The sequence below is a fragment of the Micromonospora alfalfae genome, from assembly GCF_022230925.1.
GTDB lineage: Bacteria > Actinomycetota > Actinomycetes > Mycobacteriales > Micromonosporaceae > Micromonospora > Micromonospora alfalfae.
The window spans coordinates 38,556-63,549 of sequence record NZ_JAKKFH010000035.1 but is presented as its reverse complement, the minus strand read 5'-3'; the positions used below and the strand labels follow the sequence as shown (position 1 = coordinate 63,549).

At 67.4% G+C, this 24,994-nt stretch carries 20 protein-coding genes and 2 pseudogenes; 17 read left to right on the top strand and 5 right to left on the bottom strand.

Annotated features, from left to right (window positions below):
• Window positions 1-270 (top strand): annotated as a pseudogene (locus MED01_RS27460) (hypothetical protein); the annotation flags it as partial.
• Between the two features lie 358 nt (window positions 271-628).
• Here the strand turns inward: MED01_RS27460 and MED01_RS27455 are convergent.
• Complete coding sequence (locus MED01_RS27455; RefSeq protein ID WP_238671415.1) at window positions 629-925, bottom strand: metal-sensitive transcriptional regulator; 297 nt, start codon at window positions 923-925, stop codon at window positions 629-631.
• 155 nt (window positions 926-1,080) lie between these two features.
• On the opposite strand from MED01_RS27455, the gene MED01_RS27450 reads away from it, so the two are divergent.
• From MED01_RS27450 to MED01_RS27435, 4 genes are read left to right on the top strand one after another with little or no spacing between them, the layout of a single operon-like run.
• Window positions 1,081-1,290, top strand: coding sequence for a heavy-metal-associated domain-containing protein (locus MED01_RS27450; protein WP_238671414.1), 210 nt, complete (start codon window positions 1,081-1,083; stop codon window positions 1,288-1,290).
• Window positions 1,291-1,324: 34 nt separating this feature from the next.
• A complete protein-coding gene (locus MED01_RS27445) occupies window positions 1,325-2,296 on the top strand; it encodes a DUF8832 domain-containing protein (protein WP_238671413.1) in 972 nt (323 codons plus the stop codon).
• Between the two features lie 12 nt (window positions 2,297-2,308).
• Complete coding sequence (locus MED01_RS27440; RefSeq protein ID WP_238671412.1) at window positions 2,309-4,567, top strand: heavy metal translocating P-type ATPase; 2,259 nt, start codon at window positions 2,309-2,311, stop codon at window positions 4,565-4,567.
• A gap of 38 nt (window positions 4,568-4,605) precedes the next feature.
• Window positions 4,606-5,010 (top strand): GNAT family N-acetyltransferase, encoded by a 405-nt coding sequence (locus tag MED01_RS27435; protein WP_238671411.1) that lies wholly within the window; start codon window positions 4,606-4,608, stop codon window positions 5,008-5,010.
• Window positions 5,011-5,109: 99 nt separating this feature from the next.
• Here MED01_RS27435 and MED01_RS27430 read toward each other — a convergent pair whose 3' ends face one another.
• Window positions 5,110-5,685 (bottom strand): TetR/AcrR family transcriptional regulator, encoded by a 576-nt coding sequence (locus MED01_RS27430; protein ID WP_238671410.1) that lies wholly within the window; start codon window positions 5,683-5,685, stop codon window positions 5,110-5,112.
• A gap of 105 nt (window positions 5,686-5,790) precedes the next feature.
• Between MED01_RS27430 and MED01_RS27425 the strand changes: the two genes are divergently transcribed.
• From MED01_RS27425 to MED01_RS27400, 6 genes are all read left to right on the top strand, one after another.
• The gene (locus MED01_RS27425; RefSeq protein WP_238671409.1) at window positions 5,791-5,955 is read left to right on the top strand and encodes a hypothetical protein; all 165 of its coding nucleotides are present in this window, start codon (window positions 5,791-5,793) and stop codon (window positions 5,953-5,955) included.
• A 33-nt stretch (window positions 5,956-5,988) separates the two neighbouring features.
• Window positions 5,989-6,492, top strand: a complete 504-nt coding sequence (locus MED01_RS27420) for a DUF2269 domain-containing protein (RefSeq protein WP_238671408.1) — start codon at window positions 5,989-5,991, stop codon at window positions 6,490-6,492.
• A complete protein-coding gene (locus MED01_RS27415) occupies window positions 6,489-6,683 on the top strand; it encodes a hypothetical protein (RefSeq protein WP_238671407.1) in 195 nt (64 codons plus the stop codon). Before MED01_RS27420 ends, MED01_RS27415 begins: the two co-directional genes overlap by 4 nt.
• A gap of 33 nt (window positions 6,684-6,716) precedes the next feature.
• Entirely contained in the window at window positions 6,717-7,040 is a 324-nt protein-coding gene (locus tag MED01_RS27410; RefSeq protein WP_238671406.1) for a hypothetical protein, read from the top strand.
• Between the two features lie 377 nt (window positions 7,041-7,417).
• Window positions 7,418-7,819, top strand: coding sequence for a hypothetical protein (locus tag MED01_RS27405; protein ID WP_238671405.1), 402 nt, complete (start codon window positions 7,418-7,420; stop codon window positions 7,817-7,819).
• Window positions 7,809-8,879, top strand: coding sequence for a tyrosine-type recombinase/integrase (locus MED01_RS27400; protein ID WP_238671404.1), 1,071 nt, complete (start codon window positions 7,809-7,811; stop codon window positions 8,877-8,879). Before MED01_RS27405 ends, MED01_RS27400 begins: the two co-directional genes overlap by 11 nt.
• A 128-nt stretch (window positions 8,880-9,007) precedes the next feature.
• On the opposite strand, the gene MED01_RS36380 is transcribed toward MED01_RS27400, so the two are convergent.
• Window positions 9,008-9,142 (bottom strand): Imm1 family immunity protein, encoded by a 135-nt coding sequence (locus tag MED01_RS36380; protein ID WP_372493731.1) that lies wholly within the window; start codon window positions 9,140-9,142, stop codon window positions 9,008-9,010.
• 49 nt (window positions 9,143-9,191) lie between these two features.
• On the opposite strand from MED01_RS36380, the gene MED01_RS27395 reads away from it, so the two are divergent.
• Window positions 9,192-12,392: a hypothetical protein gene (locus MED01_RS27395; protein ID WP_238671403.1), complete on the top strand. Its 3,201-nt coding sequence runs from the start codon at window positions 9,192-9,194 to the stop codon at window positions 12,390-12,392.
• 265 nt (window positions 12,393-12,657) lie between these two features.
• Here the strand turns inward: MED01_RS27395 and MED01_RS27390 are convergent, their stop codons facing one another.
• Window positions 12,658-16,464: a DUF8371 domain-containing protein gene (locus MED01_RS27390; protein WP_238671402.1), complete on the bottom strand. Its 3,807-nt coding sequence runs from the start codon at window positions 16,462-16,464 to the stop codon at window positions 12,658-12,660.
• 822 nt (window positions 16,465-17,286) lie between these two features.
• Here MED01_RS27390 and MED01_RS27385 point away from each other — a divergent pair.
• The 4 genes from MED01_RS27385 to MED01_RS36375 all read left to right on the top strand — a co-directional run bounded on the left by MED01_RS27385 (window position 17,287) and on the right by MED01_RS36375 (window position 23,926).
• Window positions 17,287-18,288 (top strand): hypothetical protein, encoded by a 1,002-nt coding sequence (locus MED01_RS27385; RefSeq protein WP_238671401.1) that lies wholly within the window; start codon window positions 17,287-17,289, stop codon window positions 18,286-18,288.
• A gap of 198 nt (window positions 18,289-18,486) precedes the next feature.
• Complete coding sequence (locus MED01_RS27380) at window positions 18,487-22,056, top strand: NACHT and WD repeat domain-containing protein (protein WP_238671400.1); 3,570 nt, start codon at window positions 18,487-18,489, stop codon at window positions 22,054-22,056.
• A gap of 702 nt (window positions 22,057-22,758) precedes the next feature.
• Entirely contained in the window at window positions 22,759-23,634 is an 876-nt protein-coding gene (locus tag MED01_RS27375; protein WP_238671399.1) for a hypothetical protein, read from the top strand.
• A gap of 133 nt (window positions 23,635-23,767) precedes the next feature.
• Entirely contained in the window at window positions 23,768-23,926 is a 159-nt protein-coding gene (locus MED01_RS36375; protein ID WP_372493730.1) for a hypothetical protein, read from the top strand.
• A gap of 47 nt (window positions 23,927-23,973) precedes the next feature.
• Here the strand turns inward: MED01_RS36375 and MED01_RS27365 are convergent, their stop codons facing one another.
• Window positions 23,974-24,468, bottom strand: a complete 495-nt coding sequence (locus MED01_RS27365; protein ID WP_238671398.1) for a hypothetical protein — start codon at window positions 24,466-24,468, stop codon at window positions 23,974-23,976.
• Between the two features lie 344 nt (window positions 24,469-24,812).
• Between MED01_RS27365 and MED01_RS27360 the strand changes: the two are divergent.
• Window positions 24,813-24,941 (top strand): annotated as a pseudogene (locus MED01_RS27360) (IS701 family transposase); the annotation flags it as partial.
• Window positions 24,942-24,994 lie beyond the last annotated feature (53 nt).

The following is a 24,994-nucleotide window of genomic DNA, read 5'->3' as shown; positions in this document are numbered from 1 at the left end:
AAGTCCCTCTCAAACACGCTCTCAGGGATCGTCAACACCAGTTACCAGGTCGGCTCGGCTCTCGGTCTGGCCGCGATGACGGCGGTCGCCGCGTCCTACGGCGCGGACCGGGTGGGTGAACTGTCGGCTCTCACCGACGGGTACTCGGCCGCCTTCGCCGGCGCCGGTGTCATCGCCCTCGTCGGAGCCATTGTCGCGGCGGTCACCCTGCGGACCCGCGCTGCTGGTCCCCAGCCTGTCGCCGAAGCCGAGACCGCGCAGGTCCGCTGAGCCGAGTGGTGCGGACCCGACATGTCAGAGTCACACCCATCGAGCGGAGATCATCATGACGACCTGGAAGCCACCGTGACGGCAACGAATGCGGTCGGGGCGTGACGAGGCCTGACAAGAGACGCGATCTGGTGCATCTCGCGACAGTGGGCGGCCGGCGGGGCAGCCGGCCGCCCACTGTTCCTCGCGAGCAGCAATGCCAGCCACTGCATCGTCGGCTGGCATCTCGTCGTTTGGGCCGTGCCCGGGGGCAGCGTGCTGGTGCAATTGCGCCGGCTGCCTCAGCCGACGGAATGGCGGAGCTATTGGCTGGCTTGTCACGCCGATCCGAGAGCTGGGGGTTACCGAACGCTAGAGATCAGCCCCGCTTCATGAGCCGGCCAACGGCGGCCATCATCTCGGTGGCCATCTCGTCGGCACGGCCGTCGGCGGCGCCCTCGTGCATGCAGTGCCGGGCGTGCCCGTCGAGCAGTCCAAGGGCCACCTTGTCGAGGGCGGCCTGGATCGCGGAGATCTGGGTGAGCACGTCGATGCAGTAACGGTCGTCGTCGACCATCTTCTCGATGCCCCGGACCTGCCCCTCGACGCGGCGGAGCCGCGCGAGCAGCTGGTCCTTGCTGGCGGTGTATCCGCGGATCGGAGTGGGTGTGGTCATGGAACCCAGGATACCTTACCCCTCGGGGGTATGCTACGGTACCTAGAGAGCCATACCCCCTCTAGGTATCGCGGCGGTCGGCGCCCCAAGTCGAACCGTGAGTCGGCCACTACCCCCAGGGGGTATCCTGTGAGGGCTTTCGAGAGGAGCGTCTGATGACCACCGCTACGTACCAGGTAAACGGCATGACCTGCGGGCACTGCGTCAACTCGGTCAGCACCGAGATCAGCGCCATCGCCGGCGTCCGCGACGTCCAGGTCGACCTCGCCTCCGGGCAGGTCACCGTCGCCAGCGAGGCGCCCCTGGATCCAGCGGCCGTCCGGGCCGCGGTCGACGAGGCCGGCTACGACCTCGTTAACGCCTGACAGTCCCCAACCGAGAGGACCCGAGGTGCCAGTCATGAACACGGCGACGAAGTTGAGCGGTTTCGCGCTCGGCCTCGCGGCGGTGTTCGGCGCGGCGTACGGGGTCGGCCAGCTGGCCGACCCCGTCGCCCCGGCCGCCGAAACCCGCCACGACACCACCGCCGAGCACGGCAGCGCGGGCCATGACCAGGCTGGGACCGAAACCGCGGTGCAAATCCCCGGTGGCCTGCTGGTCTCCGACCGCGGCTACACCCTGACCCCGGTTCCCGCCCCAAGCGGTGAGTTCGCCTTCCGGATCACCGGTCCGGGCGGTCGGACCGTCACCGCCTTCGACGAAGCGCACGACAAGCGGATGCACCTCATCGTCACCCGCCGGGACCTGTCCGGCTTCCGGCACGTGCACCCCGACATGGCCCCCGACGGCACCTGGCAGGTGGCCTCACCCTTCGGGGGCCCCGGAAGTTGGCGCGCCTTCGCCGACTTCACCCCCACCGGTGGCCAGCCACTCACCCTCGGCGTAGACGTCGCCCTACCCGGCGCGTTCACCCCACGTCCGGTACCCACACCCGCACGCACCACCACCGTCGACGGATACACCGTCGCCCTCGACGGTGACCTACTGCCGGGCAAGACCGCGAAGCTGACCCTGACCATCAACCGGAACGGCGCACCGGTCACCGACCTGCAGCCCTACCTCGGCGCGTACGGCCACCTGGTCGCCCTGCGCCAGGGCGATCTGGCCTACCTGCACGTGCACCCCGACGGAGAACCCGGTGACGGGCGCACCCAGCCCGGCCCGCAGGTCACCTTCTACGCCGAGGTTCCCTCGGCCGGCACGTACCGCCTCTACCTCGACTTCCAGCACGCTGGAACCGTACGGACCGTCGAATTCACCCTTGTCGCCGGCACCTCCGCCGAGCCCGGCCCGGCGACGCCGTCGACCCCGAACAGCCCGACCCCAGCCGCCACCGATGGGCACGGCGAACCCGGCCACGGCCACAACTGACCGGAGGTTGCGATGACGTCCACTGCGAAACCCCTGCAGCTCGCCCCGAACCAGATCGACCTGGCCATCGGGGGGATGACCTGCGCCTCCTGCGCCGCCCGGATCGAGAAGAAGCTCAACCGAATGGACGGCGTGTCCGCCACGGTCAACTACGCCACCGAGAAGGCCACCGTCCGGTACGCCGACGAGGTCACCCCAGACGACTTGATCGCCACCGTGGAGAAGACCGGCTACACCGCCGCCCTGCCGCCCCCGCCAGCCTCCGCCGCGACGGCCGAGCCGTCAGAGCCAGTCGATGAACTGCGCGGCCTGCGAACCCGGCTGTGGGTCTCGGTGGCGTTGAGTGTGCCGGTGGTCCTGTTGGCGATGGTGCCAGCCCTGCAGTTCGAGTACTGGCAATGGCTGTCGCTGACCCTCGCCGCCCCGGTCGTGGTCTGGGGTGGTCTGCCGTTCCACCGTGCCGCTTTGATCAACCTGCGGCACGGCGCCGCGACCATGGACACGCTGATCTCGCTGGGCACCCTCGCCGCGTTCGGCTGGTCGCTGTGGGCGCTGTTCCTCGGCGACGCAGGCATGCCGGGCATGACCCATCCGTTCAGCTTCGACATCACCCGTTCCGACGGCGCAGGCAACATCTACCTGGAGGCCGCCGCCGGCGTCACGACATTCCTCCTCACCGGCCGGTACTTCGAGGCCCGCTCCAAGCGCACCGCTGGAGCGGCTCTACGCGCCCTGCTGGAACTCGGCGTGAAGGACGTCGCCGTCCTTCGGGACGGCGCCGAAACTCGCATCCCTATCGACCAGCTCGCGGTCGGGGACCGATTCGTGGTCCGGCCCGGGGAGAAGATCGCCACCGACGGGGTGGTCGACGAGGGCACCTCGGCGGTCGACGTCAGCATGCTGACCGGCGAGTCCGTCCCGGTCGAGATCAGCCCAGGCGACGCCGTGGTCGGCGCCACCGTCAACGCAGGCGGTCGGCTCGTCGTCACTGCCACACGCATCGGGGCAGACACGCAGCTCGCCCAGATGGCGAAGCTCGTCGAGCAGGCGCAGACCGGTAAGGCCGCGGTGCAGCGGCTGGCCGACCGGATCTCCGGCGTCTTCGTCCCCATCGTGATCGCCCTCGCGGTCGGCACGCTCGGCTTCTGGGTCGGCAACGGCAGCGGCTTGGCGGCCGCGTTCACCGCCACGGTCGCCGTACTGATCATCGCCTGCCCCTGCGCCCTCGGGCTGGCTACCCCCACAGCGCTGCTGGTCGGCACCGGCCGCGGCGCCCAGCTCGGCATCCTCATCAAGGGACCCGAGGTGCTCGAGTCCACCCGGCGGGTCGACACGGTCGTGCTGGACAAGACCGGCACCGTGACCACCGGAAAGATGACGCTGGTCGACGTGCTGCCAGCCGACGGCGAGGACGCCGATGACCTGCTTCGGCGCGCCGGAGCGCTGGAGGCCGCCAGCGAACACCCGATCGCCCAAGCGATCGCTACCGGCGCCGCCGCCGCCGGGACGCTACCGACGGTCAAGGACTTCGCCAACGTCGAAGGGCTCGGCGTCACCGGCACCGTCGAGGGCCGCGACCTCATAGTCGGCCGGCTCCGCCTGCTGCGCGAACGTGGCCTGCAAGTATCCGCCGAGGTCGAGCGAGCGGCCAGCGAGGCCGAAACCGCCGGCCGGACAGCCGTGCTGGCCGGCTGGGACGGACAGGCCCGCGGCGTCCTCGCCGTAGCCGACGTGGTCAAACCGACCAGCCGAACCGCAGTCGACCAGCTGCGGGCGCTGGGCCTGAACCCGGTGCTGCTCACCGGCGACAACACCACAGTCGCGAACGCCGTCGCCGCCGAGGTCGGCATCGACCAGGTGATCGCCGAGGTGCTGCCCGCCGACAAGGTCGACGTGGTCAAGCGCCTGCAGGCCGACGGAAAGGTCGTGGCCATGGTCGGCGATGGGATCAACGACGCCGCCGCGCTCGCTCAAGCCGACCTCGGCCTAGCCATGGGTACCGGCACCGACGTGGCCATCGAGGCCTCGGACTTGACACTCGTCCGCGGCGACCTGACCGCCGCCGTGGACGCCATCCGGCTGTCCCGGCAAACCCTGAGGATCATCAAAAGCAACCTGTTCTGGGCCTTCGCCTACAACCTGGCTGCCCTGCCGCTGGCTGCGGCGGGAATGCTCAATCCGATGATCGCCGGCGCAGCGATGGCGTTCTCCTCGGTGTTCGTGGTCGCTAACAGCCTCCGCCTGCGCCGCTTCCACGCCACCAACGTGTAGCGGTGCGCAGGCCGCACGCGAAGGGACCCCTCACGGTCATGACATACGTACTACGAGCAGAGACGCCATCGGTCGAGGTCTACCGACACCTGCGGGTCGCCGCCGGTCTGAGCGCCAAGTCAGCCGCAGCAGCGGCTGCGGGTCTGGACGGCACATGGCACGCCGTCGTCGCCTACCAGGGTGACCAACCGATAGGCATGGGTCGCGTCATCGGTGACGGCGGCACCGCCTTCCAGATCATTGACATGTGCGTGTTGCCCGAGCATCAGGGCCGAGGAGTCGGCAAAAGGATCATGGCTGCCCTGATGAAGCGACTCCTGGATCGCGCGCCTAGCACCGCCTACATCTCACTCATCGCGGACGGTGCCGCGCGCCACCTCTACGCGCAGTACGGCTTCGCGGAGACCGCGCCAGAGTCGGTCGGCATGGCCCGCCGACTCTGACGCCCGCAAGCTGATCCTCGTGGGGGCCGCGTCTCCACTGCCGTTCGACAACACGAGAGCGGTGTCGGCTGAGCCGGTTCTGGGCGGATGGTTCGGACGTCACTCTGCGGCAGCGGGCTTGAGCGCGGTGAGGGTGAGAGTGACCAGGCGCTGGAGCCCGTCGTCCGAGGCCACCGTGCTCGCGGCGGTCAGGGCGTGCAGGCAGAAGGCCACCAGTTCATCGGCCGGAACGTCGACACGAGCCTGACCGACTTCGGCAGCGTCTGTGATCAGCTCCCGCACAAGCGTGTGCAGTCGCGCGTGGGCCTCGGTGGTGTGGTCGCTTTGATGCAGTGCGGCAGCGAGGTCACCACCGTGGCGGTGCTGTGAGAGCCGCGCGTAGGCGACGAGCACGGCGCGCAACCGCGTCGACGGGGTCTCGGCTCGGTCGCGGATGGCGCTGAGGTGATCTAGGTGCTGGGCGAGTTGGCGCTCGTGCCAGGCAAGCAAGATCGCTTCGACGTCCGGGAAGTACTTGTAAAGGGTGGCGCGGCCGATGCCAGTGAGTTCGGCGATCCGGGACATGGTCACGCCGGTCAGCCCGTGACTGGAGACGAGGGTTGCTGCGGCGTCAAGAACGGCGTCGCGCACCGCCGCTCGGTGCGCCTCAATCGTGTCATTCCACAGCCTCGGCACCCTCATATGATACACGCCGCCACGGCGCAAACACTTTGACTTGACAGAGACACAGTGTCTCGTAAAACTTGGACGGTCGTTGCTGGGATCGGTTGGGAGAATCAGATGGCGGGTCAAGCAGGCGGACCGGGGACTCCGACGGGTGTGCCGCGGTGGGTGAAGGTCATCGGCCTGGTTGTAGCGGCCCTGCTGGTCGTGTTCGTCGTCATCCAGGTGAGTGGCGTGGCCGGTGAGCATGGTCCTGGCCGGCACCTGCCCGGCGGGCGGTAAGCGGTGTTGCGGCAACGCTGGCGTAAGGCGGCGTTGACCGCGCACGTGGTTGCCTCGTTGGGGTGGCTTGGCGCGGTCGTCGTCTTCCTGGTCTTGGCTTTGGCGGCGCTGCGCACTGACGACGCGATGGTGACGGCGGCCGGATATATAGCAATGGACTTGTCAGTCCGGTTCGCCATCGTTCCTCTCGCAGTCGCGTCGCTGCTCAGTGGTGTGGTGTCATCGCTGGCGTCGCCCTGGGGGTTGGTGCGTCACTGGTGGGTGCTGATCAAGTTGGCGTTGGTTGCGGTGGCTACGGTGGTGCTGCTGCTCCAGCTAGAGCCGATTGCTGCGCTTGCCGACGGAGGGATGGCCTCCGCGCCTGTAGCGAGCGGGGAGCAGTGGCGTGAGGCAGTCGTTTCGCTGGTCGTGCATGCGACCGGCGGCCTAGTCATTTTGCTCGCGGCGACGGTGTTGGCCGTCTACAAGCCGAGGGGTCTGACGGGATTCGGCCGGGCACCGTCACGGGTAGGGCGTGATGCCCGTCACCGTGAGTGATCTGGTCGGCTGTGATCCTGTGGTGCCCGGTCAGTCAGTACCTCAACGACGTAGGTGTCAATGTCGAGCGCGGCGTCGAATTGGTTGGCCTGAAGCGCGTCGGCGATGGTGCGGTGGCGGCGCTGCGGTTCACGGGCGGTCAGGAGGAGCAGGTGGCGGCCCCGCATGCCGGTCGCCGCAGCTGTCACTGACCGTCCGCGCTGCCCCATCCATTGGGTGGCCGGATGAGCACGCAGCCGAAGCCCGGCATGGCCGCCTTCATCGCCTCGTTCGCCGCCGCACGGCACCTGCTCGATTGGGCCCACCAGAGTGGCAGGCTGATCGAAGGCAAGGTCCTCTACGTCTCGCTGATCGACGGCCTCTTGCGAACCGCGATCACCCTCGACAAGCAGCTCACCGGTGACCCGGACGATCTCGACAGGTACGTGCAGCAGGTGCCCGGCGGGGCACGGTTCACCGAGAAGGCGATCTACGACGAAGCCCCTGCGGCGTGGTCTCATCGACGCGAAGCTGAAGGCAGGGGTCGTCGAGCTGTACGAGCACCGTAACGCCGTGGTGCACCGGTTCCTTCTGACCGGACTGCGATACACCGACCTGGAACCACACCTTGGTCGATACGAGCTGGTATTCCGGCGGACCTACGGCATCGTTGCGGAGCTGGAGGACCGGCAGGTACGCGAGGGCAAGGGTATGACCGTCGAGGGCAACGACCCCGAGGCCATCGCCGCGTCCCTCGCCCACATCGCCGGCAAAGCTCGGCTTCCCGAACGGGGGAATGTAGGCCAAGGATCAACTTGTGCAAAGCCACCAGCGGGTCGGGTAGTCACGCGGTTGTCCTGTCATGACACGCCTTACCCGAGTAACCGAGCAACTCATCCGTCCGCTTGTCCCTGAGGCCCTGCCCGCGAGCCCAAGCCCCGTCCCGATGCCGATGCCAGCGCTACCCGCCTGCGTTTGTCCGCCGGCAATCACCGACGCCTCGGGGCTGCTGCTGTGGATGGCTCTCCCCGCTCGCTGCGACCGGGTAACCGCTCAGCATCTCCTGGACGAGACGGGCTGGGCGCCGGGCCATTGCCTCGACATCCAGATGTGCCAAGGCATGCTCGTCATCACCTCCGCGCAGGACGACCGTTACCGGGTGGGCAGCCGAGGCGAACTACCCTTGCCGGCGAGTGCCCGGCAGATGTGCAGGATCGAGCCCGGCCAGCCTGTACTCCTGGCCGCCTTCATCACGCATGACCTGCTCGTCGTGCATCCCGTCAGCACCGTCGCCCGCCGCCTCAGCAACCTGTACTGCCAGCTGGCAGGAGGCGACAATGACCGCTGACCCTTCCGCTATCGCCGCCGCACACCAGGTCCTGGCCCACCTGGGCGTCACCGTGGCCGACCTCCAAGCCCACCCCGGCGCCCGGGTCGCCCTGCCCACGGTCGCGGAGTACCTGCCGCGCGTTGTCGCCGCAGCCGGGCCTGGAGCGCGCCGCACGTACGGCACCTACTGGGAACGAATGGCCGCTACCTGGCCCGACCGACCGTTGGACGGCGTCGCCGCCAGCGACATCGAGGCCTTGAAACAACTGATGATGACCAGCGCGGTGTCGCGGCGCAACAGCCGCAACGGCAGGCACGCCGGCGAGCACGTCGTCGCCGCCGCCCGCGCCTTCTACGCTCGGGCCATCGCCGTTGGCCTGATCGACGCCTCCGCCAGTCCCGCCCACCGGGTCGCGAAACCCCGCCGTCTGCCCAGCACCCGCCGCGCCCTGACCCCACACGAGCTGCAAGAAATCAATATCGAGGCTCGTACCAGCGGCAATGACGTCATCCTCGACGCACTGGTCCTGCGCCTGCACACCGAAACCGCCTGCCGCCGCGGCGGCGCACTGGCCCTGCGCCTGGTCGACCTGGACACCATCAACGGACTCGTCCGCCTGACCGAGAAAGGCGCCACCATCCGGTGGCAACCGATCACCCTCGACCTCGCCGAACACCTGTACGAGCACGCCCGCGCCCGCGGCGCGGTCCTGCTCACCGACCCACTGCTGCGCAACCGTGCCGGCCAACCGATCACGAGCCGCCGCTACGACCACCTGTGGAAACGCCTCGGCGAGCGCCTGCCGTGGGTCGCCGTGCACGGCGTATCCACACACTGGCTACGCCACACCACGCTCACCTGGGTGGAACGCCACTTCGGCTACGGCATCGCCCGCGCCTACGCCGGCCATACCGACAGCCCCGGATCCTCCACCACCACCTACATCAAAGCTGACTTGCACGACGTGGCCAACGCGCTGTCGGCTATGACCGGCCAACCTCATCCGCTGGCCCGCCTAGCGGACCACGCCGACCGGTGGTCGCAGGCGAGCGGCGCCGTGTCACCGACGACCGAGTAAGGAGCGGGTAGCCGCGTGCGGTGCTCCGGGTGAGGCGGCTCCGGGGGGCACCGCACGCGGCAGGGGCCCCTCGACTGACGCCCTACCCTGGTCGCGGCAGCTGCCCTGTGAGCCGTCCACGCTCGGAGCTATTCGGCGGTTTCCCAGGCCAGCGCGTGGGGTCGTTGCCCGCCGCTGGTCAGGAACTGTCGTGCCGCATGCCGGGCGGTCGCGTTGGTGACGCGGGTGCGTTCGGGCCACGCATCAGGCTGCTTGACTCGCACCGGGCGGGCCAGGGATCGGTTCCACCGCGAGCGACCCTAGAGTGTGCAGGTGGCCGCGCACCGTAGCGATGCTGTCCCGGGTGCCCCGGGACGTGAGATCGCGCGCGAACAGATCGTCCGTCCGCCAGCGTCTTTTCCGCTGCCGCCCACCGGCGTCAACGGCAGGTATCTGCCGTTACTGGACCGCGGGGGGACCGGGTTCGAGGGATTCGGGCTGGAGGCCGTCGAACGGCTGGACGCGCTCCGCGACGCCCGGATCTATGGCGGCTCGGGGGACACCCAGGATGGGATCGACGTGTACGGCACTCGCCACGATGGCACCCGCGCTGTTTATCAAATGCGATGCCGCGACGAGAGACTTACGGCCGCCAAGCTACGCAAAGCCGTTCGGGACTACTTTGATCAGGACGAGCCGCCGTTCGACGCGTGCCACTTCGAGTTGTGCTGGGCCGGCGACGTGAACGACGTCGCCGTGGATAAAGAGTTGGCGGCCCTTCGCGCCGCCTACCCAGGCCGCACAATTTCACTGCGGGACCGACGCAAGTTCACCAGTGATCTGATTCAGCACCGGGACGTTACTCTGCGATGGTTTGGCGAACACGTCGTCGCGGCCGTGTACGGCGCCCACCCTCACGCTCCGACGCTGACCGCGGCCCAGGACACGGACGCATTCCTTCGCGGGCCTCTGGAGGGCATGTACCTGACGCAGCGAGTCAACGCCGCCGAACGCCTGAGGAACACGAGTCCGCGCGAGGCCGCCGCCATGTTGAGGGATATCGCCCAGCGGTTGGCGGCGAAGGGCTTCGCACCACACGCCGCGCAGTACCTTACGGAGGCTCGCTCACTCCTGCTTGCCGCCGGCGACGTGGAAGCCGTATACGAAGAGTGCTTGGTGTCGCTGGAGCACCACATTGACTCTGGCCACGCGTCCTCATCATCCCCGGACCTCAACCTAATGCTGTCGGCCCGCTCCGTCCTGACGGCAGGGCAGCTTCGGGCACCTTTCGCTCGCCACGCCGCCAGCGCACCGTCCAGCCCGTCACCGATATGGGCAGTGACCGATCCACGTATTCAGCGATCCATAGCCCTCTTGGCCCTCGACGCCGCCCTCGACGAGCCGGGCGAGGTGCTGACGAGGGCAGCAGAGGCCACCGAACTGCTCGTCATGTCCGACGGGGGCCCGACTAGCGCAGCAGTCGCCGCACTGCGGAGGCTGGCAGAGATCGCGCTCATCAACGCCGACACCATGGTGCTGGGACGGGTCGTACGGATGGCTCAACAGGTTCTGCCACGCTTGCTGCCCGCGGCCGACGCGGTCGAGGCGGAGGACCGCGTGCGGCTGCGCCTCGCGGTGGCGGATGTGACCGGCCAGTACGACGACCTTGTAACGGAAGCGCGATCAGGAACCATTACCCCGCAGTTGAGCGCGGTCGTGCACGCCCGGTACGCGCGATGGCTGATGTGGCTGAGCAAACCGAACGAGGCCAACGCTCAATGGCTTGAGGCGGTCAAAGGCGCCGGTCTCGCCCAGCTCGGAGAAGACGTTCAGGACTACCTGTGGGCATTGCGGGGGCTGCACGCCAGCTTCGGCAACGGACTCACCTTCGAGGTCATGGAGTACGGGCAGCGCGCAAGGGCCGTCGCCCGCGAAGGCCGGGCGCTCTTCGCGGGCTCCCGAACCGAGACGAACGCACTGCAGCAGTTGCGCGCCTTCCAGCATCCGATCCGCCGCTTTCGCCCGGGGGCCAGAGTCGTTCGCCACGCCCTTCGTCAGCAACTGCTCGAATCATGGGTGCGAGGTGACCTGGCGGGCGAGCAGGAGGCGCACACCAACCTGGCCGACTTCCACATGACCACCTCCGAATTCGCTGAGGCGCTGCGCCACGCCGTAGCAGCCGGCGAGGTCGAGATGGCGATCGCGGCAGCCAGGGAACTCGGTGCAGACGCGGCGGGCTGCCTGAATGATCCGCCGCTGGCCCCATGGGCGATCAGGGCAGCGCTGGCAGCGTTCAGTGTCGTCGCCGATATCGTGCCTGCGGACAGGTCCGGCTCGTATGTACCGTGGATACTCACCCGGCTTGAGGTCGCGCCCGCCTCCGGTTGGACCGACAACGGCATTCGCGAGACCGCCATCGGTGCCCTGTCCAACCTGGCTTTCGCGCTTCGAGGTGACAACATCGCGGAGGTGACGGACGCGCTCACCCCGTACCTCAACCATCTGGTGTCCCAGCTGTCAATGCGTCGAGCGATCAAAGCCATTGCCAGGATGCTGCGGGCGAACCCTGGGCACCCTGCGCCCGCGCAGGCGCTCACCGCCGCCATTCGGGACATGCCAGAACCGGGCCATACCGCGCTCCTGTGGGAAGCCGGGCCCGCCCTGCACCGGTTGAGAGACGTCTTGGAGGTTCAGGCCAGCGACCCCAATCAAACTGTTCGGGCTGGCGCCGTTGAGCTCCTGGCTCGGATGCAGATATCTCACCCCGCTGTGAACGAGCAGGCGGTGCGCGCCGTCGAGGAGGTGCATCAGGCTCCTACCGGCCCTCGCGTCACGACCGATGAGTCCGGTGGGACGACGCACGAATCCAGCGGCTACTTCGGTCATGCCCTGTCAGTGGAGGACCGGGACAGGCTCGCCGACAAGCTCATCGAGATCGCTTCGGACGGTTTCACCGCAGAAGACCACCGCGCGGCGGCCATGATTGCGGTGACAGATCTTGCTCCTGCACTTGACGAAGGCAAGCGGCAGGAGGTTTCCGACAAGGCGTGGCTGTTGATCGGCGGGCTGGCCCCCGGCGATCTGGACCTGGGCATCTTCCGTGGTCGACTTGAGGATGCCGTGTTTGGGGCGGTAGGACAGTTGGCTGTCAGGCAGGACCAGGTCCAACGCGTCCACGCCTTGGCTCTCAGTCGCCTAGCGAAACGGAACGGCGTCCAGGGTCTGCGCCACTTCATCGACATCGATCCTGGCGGCACCGACGCGATCCGTGTCCTCGCGAGGCACGAGAGCCCGGCAGCGCGGCAGATGGCGGCCGTCCTCTGGTCGCGTAATCCGGTGAACCGCAATCTCGGTGCAGACCTCGCGGCTGACGCCTCCTCCGAGGTACGTAGGCAGTTGGCGAATGCGCTTGGCCGGATCGGGCAGTACGACGCCGCTCTGCGGGACCAGTTGGCTGCGCAGATGCAGGCGGACTGCAGCGCCCAGATCCGTCAGATCGTCAAGGAGACGATGATCCTGCAAGCGGACGGCTGATCACCCCGATGCGCGAGTGAGGAATCGACGGCGTCCGGGGAACCAGTGCATGATTTGCGCCTGAGTCCTGGGCGTACAAAGCTCGGCTGGTTGGCCTTGACCGCGACACGTACTCGTCCCTGCCGGCAGCGGCACAGCGCGGGCGTGAGCGACCTGTGCATGCAACGCGTCCGCGACGCTCACTACCCCCGTCAGGCCACCCAGTCGTGCGTTGACGTGCTCCAGCAGCGGCCGTCAGAGCTTCCACGTCCGTCGAGCCTCGCCATCACTGGCGCTTCGGCCAACTGACGTCGAGCACGTAGACGCTCACGTCGAACTGCGGCGCCACCTCCGCGGCCCAGCGCCGCATGTCGTCGAGGAGCTTCTGCTTGTCGGCATACTTCCGCGACCCGGAGGTCCGTTGTTCGGGAGGAAGCCAGTACACGAGGTAGATGCCGTGCCGTTGGCTGGTCGCTGCGAGGTATCGCCGCACGAGCTGATCTTGTAGTGCGGTGGGCACCTCGTCGTTGCTGACCAGCTTCGCCTCGATGATCGCTTCGGCGACTTCAACGGGTGTTGTGTTGGTCGGGGCTCCTGCGGTCAGGTCGATCCGTGTGCCGGAGCCCTTGACCGCGATGCGTTCGACCTGAGGCTCCCGGGTGAGGAGGACGCGGTTTCGGCCGAGTTGGTCGGTCAGGCGGCGTCGCAACCAGTCGGTGATGTCGTCCTCGCTGCCGAGGTTTTTGCCGTTCGGTGACCACAGGTCGCGGAAGCCGTTGTTGCGCGAGATTTCATGCTGCAGGTCGTCGAGGTGGTTCAGCAGGGCGAGGATCAGGTCGCCGGAGTTGCGGATGAGCCGTAGATCCGAGCGGCCGAGCAGGTCGAGCAGGCCGGTCGGGTCGAGATGGGCCTGGGCATTGTCGGCCGCGATCTGGCGGGCCTGACGCAGATGGTGTTGGATGAGCGCCTGTGCTTGCGGCGGCTGCCCGTCGGCCAGCACCTTGAGTTCCGTGGAGAGGCCGCGCATAGCCAGCACTTCGACTGCGGAGTTGCACATGCGGGCTTCCCGCTGCGCCGGGCTGTCGAACGAGCCCTCATCTTCCCGTGTGTCGGTGAACGGCAGCCGACCGAGCAGGAGGCGGGCCAGGTCGGCCAGCCGGTCGTCGTCGACCGTGTCCAGCGGCAGACTCTCAACGAGTTCCAGGAATCCGCCGGGCGGCGTCGACTCGCTCAACAGACGGTCGATCGTGCCGCGGGTGTCGACGTGGGCGAGGTGCCGGTTCGCGGCGCGGGACAGCTGCGAGTCGTCTCCGTTCGCCACCGACCGGGCCGCGACAGCCGCCACGTGCGGGTCATGCTCGATCATGAAGACGAGAATGTCGGCGTTCTGGTCGTCGGGGTAGCGGCGCTGCGGCAGGATGGCGGCCAGGTCGGGCACCAGGTCCTGGGCGAAGTACTTGTAGAGGGGTGTGCGCCGCCATTCGGTGCGGCTGTCGAGCGAAGTTCGCACCGCGGTACGGATTTCGGCCTTCGCCTCGGCGGGCGCGAGGTCGACAAGGTCCCCGAGCAGGTCGATGTCGGCGAAGGCCCAGGCGTTCGCGATGGCGGGCGCCCACCTCGCCCACGTCGTCTGCGGGAGGTCGCCGAGGCGCTCCGGCGCATGGCGGGCTAGCGTCGTCAGCAGGTAGACCCCGGACCAGTCGCGGATGGCATCGAGTCCGATCTCGGCTTTGCCCAACCACAGGTCCGGGTTGGGTGGATGCTCAACGAGGTATTCGAGGCCCCGGTCAAGGACCTCTCGCTGCTCGTCGTTCGTCAGCAGCGACCAGCCCTGGCGAGCGCCGAGGTCGCAGAAGAACAACGGCTCCAACTTGTTGCCCAGCACCAGAGCCATCGGGACGGCGGCCCACGCGGCGAGGTCTTGACGGGCAGCCGAGATGGCCGCTCGGAGTGCGGTAGCGTCGGGCCGGTCCTCGGCTTCCTGCTCGTCGTGTTCTTGCTCGTCTTCTGTTGGGGCAGGCGGGGCAATTAGCCGCTGAAGGCATCGAGCCAGGACGTCGTGGCCGGTGGCTCGTTCCTCGTTGACTGCGTCCGTCAGCCAGTCGATGTCGTCGGCGGTGACGAGACCGAGTTGAAGTAGGACGGTCCATCGGTGTTCGTCGAGTCGCGCCGCGACGGCGAGGGTGAGATGTCGACGCTGGGCGGTGTCTAGTGCCCAGTCCGCGTCGACGCGGATGTGTCCGGTCAGGTCGATGACGAGCTCGGCCAAGGGTCCCAGCACTGCGGGGTCATCGGATGCGGCTACGGCTCGCTGCGCGATCCGAACCGGCACATCGCTGGTCCATCGACGGGCCTCGGCGGATCCATGAGGCTCGCGGCTTGCACGCGCCCATGCGAGAATCTCGGGCAGATCGGCGTTCGGAATCCTGGCCGGGAACTCCCAGAGAAATTTTCGATATGCGCCGATGAAATTGGCACGCCGCGGCCGGGTGAGGAAAGGCAGCAGCCGGGTGGTGGTCAGGTGCTGCGGGTAGAGCCCGTCAAGCAGTCCGGCCCGCAGCTCGTCGTCTGGGTCTGCGTCCGGGGTGAGTTTCAGGCCGTCGAGCAGAGCCGCCCGCTCGGGCGCTGAGCCTAGGTCGGTCACCACAGCGATCGCAGGCCGTCGGACCCACGACGGAAGCCGGTCGTCGAGCGCGATCGCCAGCGCCGCAGGGGCGACCGCCGAGATTCGTCCGGCCAGGGCGAGCCGACAGATCCACCACGCCTCGGAAGGCTGGTCGACCCCGGCCGCCAGCCGGTCGGTGAGCTGCCGTGCCAGGTCGGGGTGGACGACGACCGACAGGTCCAGGGACCACCGCGGCGGCGCCTCCTGCTCCCGCGCGTCCGCGAGCAGCGCGTCCACGACCGCCGCCCGTGCGGCCGGCGGCAGGTCAACTTCGGACTCGACCAAGGCCGCTGCGTTAGCGGGTGCTACGACGTCGGCGAATTCCGGGCGCAGTGCCACAATCCACGCCGCGACCGCGACCATCGAGCGCGGCAACACCCCGTCGGTCAGGCCGAGCAGGGCCGCGACCTGGGACCGCGTGGGCGCCCGGTCCACCACGTACCTAGCGGCGAGGTAGTCAACGTACTCTTGGTGCCGGAAGGCGACGGTGTCCTGCGGCGCGGTGTCGAACAACGCGCTGCCCAGCACCTCCGCGTAGACCTCGCCCGCAACCGTGACGTCGGGGCGGTCGGGCTCCGGCCTAGTCGGTAACTCGGCGACCGCGACGGCGGCCTGACCCGCGCCGGTGCGGAACGCGAACCGGCCGACCCCACCGAACGCAGCGAAGACAGCCAGCCGGCCGGCGGTCCGGCGCCGCACGTCCGCGCCCGTCCGCAACGGCTGCCGAAGATCCTCCCGCTCGGTCAGCAGCCGCTGAACCTCCGACTCCAGGGCATCCACGCGCCGGCCCGGAAGACGACCCGTCTCCTGCCACTGCCGGGCCGCCGCGATGAAATGCAACAGCGAGGCGCTCAACCGGCTCCGGCCCGCCGCAGCCAGCGCATCCAAGAAGCCCTTGTCGATATCGAGGGTGGCGAGCAGGCGACGGGCCGCGTCACGCGTCATCGGCAGCAGGCGCAGTCTCTTGACGTTCTTGGCGCCGTCGACAAATGCACTGGTCCAAGCCGAAGGGCGGCACGCGAGCCGCCACTTGACCCCGTCGGCACCGGGACCGGACATCGCCCGGTTTACCAGCCGGACAAGGGCCGGCTCGGTCAGCAGGGCCTCGTCCAGGGAATCGAGGTAAATCGGTTTCCCGCACGCGATCGCCGCATCGATCGCTCGGCCGATATCGGCGCCCCGGAGCCCGACGAGGTCCACCTCGAGGCCGTCCTCCTGCCGCCGCAGACCATCGAGTAAGACCGACTTTCCGACGCCGCCTGGCGCAAGCAGGACAAAGCTTCCCGGACGTCCGGCCAGGTCCCCGGCTGGCGTGATGCTGGCGGCCGCGCCGACGTCGAGAAAGCCGTCGCCGTCTAGCGGCGTGTGCTCCTCGTCCGCGTCTTGGACGTGGCGTTCGACTGCCCCGATGGTCAACAGTCCCTCCATCTGCTTTTCGCATCCATCTTAGAAAGACGGCTAATGGTGCCTGGACCGAGGAATGGCCTCGGCGGTTACCGCCAGCTGACTTGATCTCGGCGAGGGTGTTCGACCTCAGACATCACCCCTGGTCAGCTGACCAGGCTGGCAATTTCCGGGCATGCAGAGAGATCGGGCACTGTGGCAGCGGTGACCTCCGGAGGCGAACTGGAGGCGCGGCACCGGGCGGAGGCGCGGGCCCGGCCTGCCGAGAGGCTCACTTTGCAAGTGTTGGTCTCGCCGCTCCCCCGGATAGGTGCGATGCGCACGCGTGCTCGGGCAAGCGCGGGCACCCGTAGCCGCCGGCGTCGGGCTGGGCGAGCTCGACCAAGGCTCCCTATCGGGAGAGCAGGGGCGCCAGCAGCGTCAAGCCGATGGTCATCCGGGTCCACAGGAGCGGGGCGAGGGAGTGAACCTCAGCGGCAAGACTGCCCAGACGGTGATGCCGGTGGTGAGGACGGGTCCCAAGGTCGGCCAGCTCCCAGAACGCCTGACCTGAAGGCCGTGACCGCCGCCGTCCGCGCGGTCGCCGCCGAAACCCTACGTCGGCGATGTGTCCGGCTGCCGTCAAGATGCTGGCGACGGCGGTCGCGGTAGTGAACGCATGGCTGGTGGCGAGGAGTACACCCGGGATGAGGTAGGCCGCGCCGGCTGGCCGTAGCCGCTGGTGAGCGCAGCGAGCCACCCGCCTGCAGCGTCGGCGTCGGCTGTCGCAAATGCCCATTGCTGCGGATGGCACAAATGGCACAGCTTTCCTGGATGGCACTGTGCCATCTGTGCCATCGTCGTTTCATGACTCCGATCCCACTGTCCCAATGGGCCGACCAGAACGGCGTTCCGCGCCGTACCGCCTACAACTGGGCCAAGAACGGCAAGCTCAACGTGCCGATCCATCGCACCCTCACCGGCCGCCTGGTCGTGCTCGACGACGACGAGACGCTCGGTGATGCCCATCCGTTCGTGGCCGCCTACGCCGAGGCGCTGAGCCTGCCCGTCGGCGTGCACTCCGGCGACCTGCACCACTCGCCGGTCCTCGAGGCTTGGGGTGCGGACCTGTACGACACCGTCGCCGACGACCTGCGTCCCGTCGTGCTTCAGCTGGCCCTCGCGGCGGCCTGCTCCCGCCCAAAGCGAGACGCGTGGTGGCGGCTGACTGACTGGCTCGGGCGCGTCGAGCTGGTCGACTGGTACACCTCGACCGGTTTCTCCGAGGTATCCGCACTCATCGGTGGGCGGCAGCCGATTACCGACCAGGACAGCTATCTCGACTGGTGGCCGTGTGGCGTCGGCTCGCACGAGTTCTGGCAGGACTTTGACGCCGCTGCGGCGCAGGCCGTCGCCGCCGCCGGGCTTGGCCCGTCCGAGCACAATGACGCCGTCTCGTGGCTCACGGAGTCGGCCCTGACGGACAACATCGCGATCGCCGGGCGCCGGGAGAGCCTGCGTAACCGGCTCGACAGGCTGGCCGGCACCACCACCGACCACGAGCAAATTCCCACCATCCCTGACCGCAGCGACCTGTGGAGCCTACGCGGTATGTACCCCGAGCCGGCCTGGGCCATCGCCCGTCCCCACACCCGACGCACCGCGCAGAGCATCTGCGCCATCGTCGGCTGGGATCCCGAGAGCCCGGCACCGCCCGACGGACACCCGCTGCGCGAAATCGGCTACCGCGCCTGCCTGCACGCCGCCGAAACCGCTCTCGTCCCATACGTGCACGACGCCCACCTACGCGAGATCGACGCCTTCCGTCGCGTCGCCCTCGGCAAGCCTTGGCAACTCATCACGTCATGAGGAAGCTGCGACGGTGGGTGATTCGGTCAGCCACATGGAGAGCAGCACGTCACACTGCGAACCATCGGTCGCAGTGCCGCTGATCGAACTCCGAGGTAGTCAAGTCAGGGTCTGAGTCCAGCCCCGGCCACGCTGGTGTCTCTGTCGGCTATCCGCCACGCTCTGGCGAGCGGCACTTTCTCGTAGTGCGATGATCAGGTGGGGCGAGCGCCAGGGGAGTACCGTCGCGAGTCCGCTGCCCTGCTGGGCACGATCGCCGTCGGTCTGGCCATCAACATCGTGACGGCGCGAACGGACAACTGGCATGGGCCGTGGCGGCTTGTCCTTGACTACGCCTACCTGTGGCTCCCGCTCTGTGTTGTCCTGTGGCTCGGCTGGCGGTACTTCCTGCACCGCCGGACGGCGGTCACGTGGCGGAGCGCGGAAAGCCCGTACCCTGGCCTCGCGCCGTTCACGGTGGAGCGGGCGGGCGTGTTCTTTGGCCGCGACCGCGAGGCAAGCGACGTGCTGCACCGGCTGGAGCGCCCGGGGTCGGCGCCAGCGACGCGGATCGTCGCTATCGTCGGTCCGTCAGGAGTGGGCAAGTCATCGCTGATCCGCGCGGGCGTCATCGCTCGACTACCACGGCGGTGGACTGTGGTGGGTCCGCTTCGCCCGACTGCCGATCCATTCATGAGCCTCGCCGCTGCATTGGCGGCTGGCCCGACCGCTGTGCTGCAGACGGCGCGGCTGTTGCGCGAGGAAGCCGCCGCTCCGGAAGCCCCACTGCAAGTTGTGCCGAGCTTCCTCAGCGTCGCCCGCGGACCCGTGCTGCTTGTTGTCGACCAGGCCGAGGATCTGTACACCCTGACCAACGAGCAAGATCGGGCCCAGTGGTGGAGCCTGCTGACCCGGACGCTGACGATGCTGCCGGAACTGCGCTTGCTGGTGGCGATCCGGCCCGAATTCCGCCGCCGGCTCACCGATCAGCAGGCCGGCTTCGTCACCCGACCGGTAGCCATCGGTCTGCTGGATCCGGGCCGCATCCGACAGGCCATAGCGGGGCCCGCCCGGGCTGCAGGAGTCACGTTCGAGGACGACCTCATCGACCGCATGACCGCCGACGCCACGGTCGGTGACGCGCTTCCCCTGCTCAGCCACCTGCTACAACGTCTGCACTTGCAGTCCAACCGCCAACACATCACGGTGGCCCAATACGAACAGGCCGGCGAGGTGGGCGGCGCCATCGCAGCTCACGCGGAGCAGATCTACGAATCCCTCACCGCGCGCTACCCCCAACACGCCGTCGACTCTGCTCTGCTGCTCGGCGTCGGCTTGGAAGGCAAGGAAGCCGTACGACGGACGATCTGCCGAGCCGACCTCGATACCACCGCCGCCCACATCCTTGAAGAGTTCAGGGCAGCTCGCCTGATCATCGACGTTGACGACGGCACCTGCCTCGAACTGACCCACGACGCACTATTTCGCCAGTGGCACCGACTCGCCGCTCTGATCAACGCCAACGAGGAGCGCCTGCACCGCATCACCCGGCTCGAACACCGCGCGGCAGCATGGCAAGCGGACCCACAGACCGACGACCTCTTACGCGGCCAAACGCTCGCTGATGCCCTCGCGCTGGCAGCCGAGGTGCCTCTCTCCACCGCAGCCCGCCAGCTACTCGACGCCTCTCAAGAAACCGATCACCAGGACCGCGCCCGACAGTCCGAGCGCGTTGCCCAGTTCGCACAACAGGTACGCCGACAGGACCACGAACTGGCCGTGGCGCTCGCCCACACCGCGCTACACGAGTTGCCGCCCACGCCGGCAGCGACGATAACGCGATGGGCCCTGACCGCCACACCGCAAACAGGGCGCCTCTCCATCGGACACACCACCGGCATCACCTCCGCGGTCTGGCTGCCCGACAACCAAGGACTGCGCACCGCCGACAAGGTGGGCCGCGTCTGCACCTGGGACGACACCGGCCGCCTTACCGGGGTCGCCTTCGCCCCTGACTCAGAAGCGTGCGGTCACACCCTGCTCAGTGCCACCGGAACCCTTGCCCTCACCGAGCACGATCGAGGCCTCATGCTGTGGCGCGTCGCGGACGGCCGCAACCTGGGCAGGCGAAGAGGGAGTCTCCTGACATCGTTCGACTCGGTCTCGTGGGGCGGTGACCTGTGCTTCGCGGGAACGTTCGACTACCGAACCGTTGACGTCTATCGCTTGGATGATGACATCCCAGGGTTGGTTACGAGCGTCCCTGCCACAAGTGTTCACGCCACGGCATGGTCTCCTCAAGGTGACCGGCTGGCCATCGCCTCAGATGATTTGCTGCTCGTGATCAGCATCGGCGAGCAGACGTCGGAGATCCTGCGACAGCAGGTAGCGTGGTCAGACCCGGTGTTGTGCTGGGCGCCCGACGGAACCCGCCTCGCGGTCTCAGCAGCTCCGGCGTTCTCAATGCGCCGCTCTGCGAACCTCGCACGGGAACGCCGCACTCTGTGGATCTACGACACCGACACCGGCCAGGCCGCCGAAAGCGCGCCTCCCGGCCTGGCCGAAGCAATGGCGTGGTCGCCCGTCGAGGATGTCATCGCGTACGCAGTGCATCGAACACGACACCAACACCGCGTGGCGCTGATCGACGTCGCGACGGGACGGACAGTCGAGCGGCGGGCACGCCCTCACCAAATAAGCACGATCGCATGGTCCTCCGATGGCAAGCGAATCGGCCTGGGAAGCTCATTCCACCAGGTAGAGCTCTGGGATGTTGTCGGCCGAAGCTTCCGCCGCCTGCCCACCGGTAGCCTGCGGGAAGTGTCATGGTCGCCGGAGCACAAACGAGCCGCCATAAAGCGGACGGGAACGACGCCGGAGATCATCGAAACGGACGAGGCGACGCTGCCGCTGAGGCTCGGAGACGACGACTGCATGTCGATCGCGTACTCGCCGCTAGGTGACCTGGTCGCCACCGCCATGCAAGAACAGGTCACGGTGTGGGACGCGCGATCCGGTGTCCTGCGAGCACAGTGGGGCGCTCGTCCAAGACCAACCCCGAAACACGCAACGACAATGACGCCATTACCGTGGGTTTACGGACTTGCCTGGTCTGGCGACGGCTCACGGCTGGTCGTCCACACGCATTGCTTCTTCGGCAGAACGCGACCCGCCCTCTCAGTGTGGGACGTGGCCAAAGCGCAGCGCCTAGCAGTCCTCGACGGAGGCGAAGAAAGCGCGGGAACGCTCACCTGGTCCCCAGACTCAGGCCTTATAGCGGCGGTCGTCAGCAAACACAACGTGAGCTTATGGCGAGGAGACGACTACACCCTCGCCCATCAATGGCGAATCGAAGGTGACGGCGAGGTAGCGGCCCTGGCCTGGTCGAATGACTCCACCGGACTCGCTGCCGCTGTCGGCAACCAGATCGAGATCTGGAACGTCGTGCAGCAGCACATAAGCATGCGTTGTGTCGGCCACACAAATGCCGTCCGTCAACTCAGCTGGTCACCCGACGGAAACCTGATTGCATCTATCAGCGACGATGACACGCTCTACATTTGGCACACCCAAGACGGGCGGCCCCTCGGCGTGCTCGACACGCCAGACGGGATAGTTCGCATCCTGTCCTGGCAAGACACCCTCATTGTCACCTACAACGACGGCAGGATCCTAAGCTGGGACGTATGCGGTGACCAGGCGAAGCGCTTGGTCGAAGACCGAGAACCGCGAGAGCTGACTGCCGAAGAACGCGAGCGATACGGGCTGCCGTCAGCGTCGACCGACTGAGACTCACCGGGACGCGGGCGGGTCGGCTCCAGCCTATGGCCACGCGTTCAAACCTGCCACTCGATGATAGAGCGAGGCACCAGACAAGCAGCGAACCAATGCGCCCGAACTGATATGTATGGTTGCGGAAGGTAATGAGCGTGCGGGCTTGAGTCAACCCTGGCCGTACCGTAATCTATGAGCATGTGCACCCCGAAATGGTGCTCATATGATGCGTACAAGAGTTCGAATCCCCCCTCGGACACAATTCATTTGCTTCACGGTGTGCGCTGAGATCGACTGCAGCGCACACCGTTTGCGTTTCGGTCTGGTAGGTGAGTCGGAGTCCGAGTTGCCGGTAGACGTCGGGCCCAGCAAGCCCATGCCGGCCACGACCGCAGCCCGTGCGAACCCATCCTCATCTGCCGAAGAGAGTGGCGTCGTACTCCGAGAGGCAGTACCAGAAATCCGCAAAATCCGGCAAGCAATTGTGTGCCGAACTTTCGCTGGACTTCGCGCTGATCGGCCAGCGGGTTTTGTGCAGGTCCAGAACCGCAATGGCGCTCAGCAGCAGAGGCCTGTCGCCTCTCGTACTTGAACGACGTTGCCGACCCTACACTCCTGATCATGGCGGTCGAAGTGGTGCTCGGTGAGGTGACGTGTCCATCCGGGCAGTTGGTGATCATGGACGGTGGTTACCTCGAACTGTGGTCCGGCGACCGGGTGCCGGAGGACGAGGAGCGCCCGGCAACCGACTTCGCGATCGTGGGGCCGGACGCCGAGGCCGCGGCGGACTCCTTTGACCGGCAGGCCGGAACCCGGCTGTACGACATCCCCGCCCACGCCGTCGCCGAGTTCACCGCCACGTTCGACGAACACTGCCGCGAGCATGGGCACGGCGCAAGCCTGCGCGCGTTCAGGCAGCAGGTCCCGCACCGGGAACGCGTCCGGCACGCGGTCGCGGCCCGGGAACCCGGATTTATCGTCATGGGCGTACCGGTGCTGCCGATCGAGGTACCAGCTGATCGCCCGCTGCGTGTCACCGCCGTCCCCGGGGAGTACGGCTGGCAGTCCATGCGGATCGAGTTCAGTGATTCGCCGGTGGCCGACTCGTGGGTATTCGGGGAGTTGGGGGTCGACCACGCGCGGTTCGTCTTCGCCGACGCTGACGCACTGAGCTCGTGGGAGCACGTCAGGCCGTTGGACGGGCTGGCCGACCTGGTCCTCTGGGGTCGCGACCAGGAACAGGTCGCCGCCGAGTTCGGCGCGCCCCCGCTCGGTGACACTGCCGACGGGAAGTACGGGTGGGTAGACCTGCCCATCACGGAGGCATACCAGCGAGGGTTGGCCATCGAGACGCGGAGAAACGAACCCGGCGGACCGAAATTCGCGTTCGACTTCCGCCCGCACTCGCATCACTGGCAGGTGATGGGTCTGGTCAGGGCCTCAGAACACGAGGCCGGCGTGATCCAGGTCGGCGGAGCGGACATCCTGATGGCGATGACCTCAGTCGGTGACGGCTTCTTTCCTGTCCATTTGGACGTGGATGTCGATGGTTTACCAGTCGCCCTGCGCATCGACATTGCCCGCGAGGACTGATCCGGCTTCACAGGCGTTGACTATTCCTCGAGTTCGTACGCGCTGCCGCTGCACGTTCGTCCGGCCTCGCTGCATAACTCTGCGCCACACCTTCGTGGCCACCATGCTCGACGCCGGCGTCAGCCTCCGAGACGTGCAGATCGCCGCCCGCCACGCGGACCCCCGAACCACCATGCGTTACGACCGAGCCCGCAAGAACCTCGACCGCCACCCCAACTACATCCTCGCCGCGTACATGGCCTCCGGGACGGAGCAAACGGTCGCGGCTTTGCCGATGAGGGTGCGTTTGTAGTCAGGGAGAAGACGCCGACCGGTGTGTGGAGAATGTTCGAATGGCAGCTACAGATCGCGGAGCTCGGCCACGTGGTCGCGGGAGATTGTGACCGCCCTGATGATGTCATCGAGTGGACGCAAGATTCGGGCATTAGGGATCGGATCGAAATCCTTAATGAGCATGCCCTCGCCGGCGAACTTCTTCTGATCGAATCCGAACTCGCTGAGCAGGCTCCACCCCGCCTGAACCTCTGCGGTAACGCCGTCCGGTGAGGTGACCCTGAGCCAAGCGCTGCACTGGTCGGCGAAGTGGTACGGCAGCATGAGCGTGCCGCCCCTGGTAGTGCGTAGCCCGTGGAGGTGCGCGATCCACTGCTCCAGCATGTACATGCGGGTGCTATGCGGACCGCCGACGTCGAAGACCACCTCGTCCGGTTCCAGGACACACTCGTGACGGCTGGTGCCGAGCAGCAATATAAAGCGAGCAGGCTCCGATGCGCCGCCGGCCTCGATCGACAGACCGATGTGCCGCGCGGTCGTCAGGTTCGCCTCGCCGCCCATCTACGCGTGGCCCCTCACCGTCGCCCGGTCCGCTCGCTCGTTATGAGCCGAGTCAATCACACAGATCTACCCCGCCTCGGATCACCACCCCGTCGGGAACGCCGATGCCTACCTCACGCCCCGGCGCTGGGTCATAGGCGCCGGGGGTACCGGTCCTTGTCATCGGGACAATTGCGCGGCGAGTCGTCCATAACAGCATCTGCTGGCGCCCGAAGAGCCGGACGGAAAGGATCGCGCCGGCGGTGACCCGCTACAGCACCGTCGAAAGAGGTTCTACCCAGCAGTTCCGCACATGGGGTTCGACCAGCCGCAACGTCTCCTCGGCGTCCGCTTCGGCCAAGAAGACCCGCCTGCTCGACCTAGCCCGCATTGCAGGGACACGGTGGGCGATCGAAGAGTGCTTCCAACAGGCCAAGAACGAGGCCGGCCTCGACGAATACCAGGTCTGCGACTGGCGAGCCTGGGGCACCCACCCCTACCTGCGCCTACACGTTCTCCCAGCTTGCCGACCTGCGCACTCGCTTGG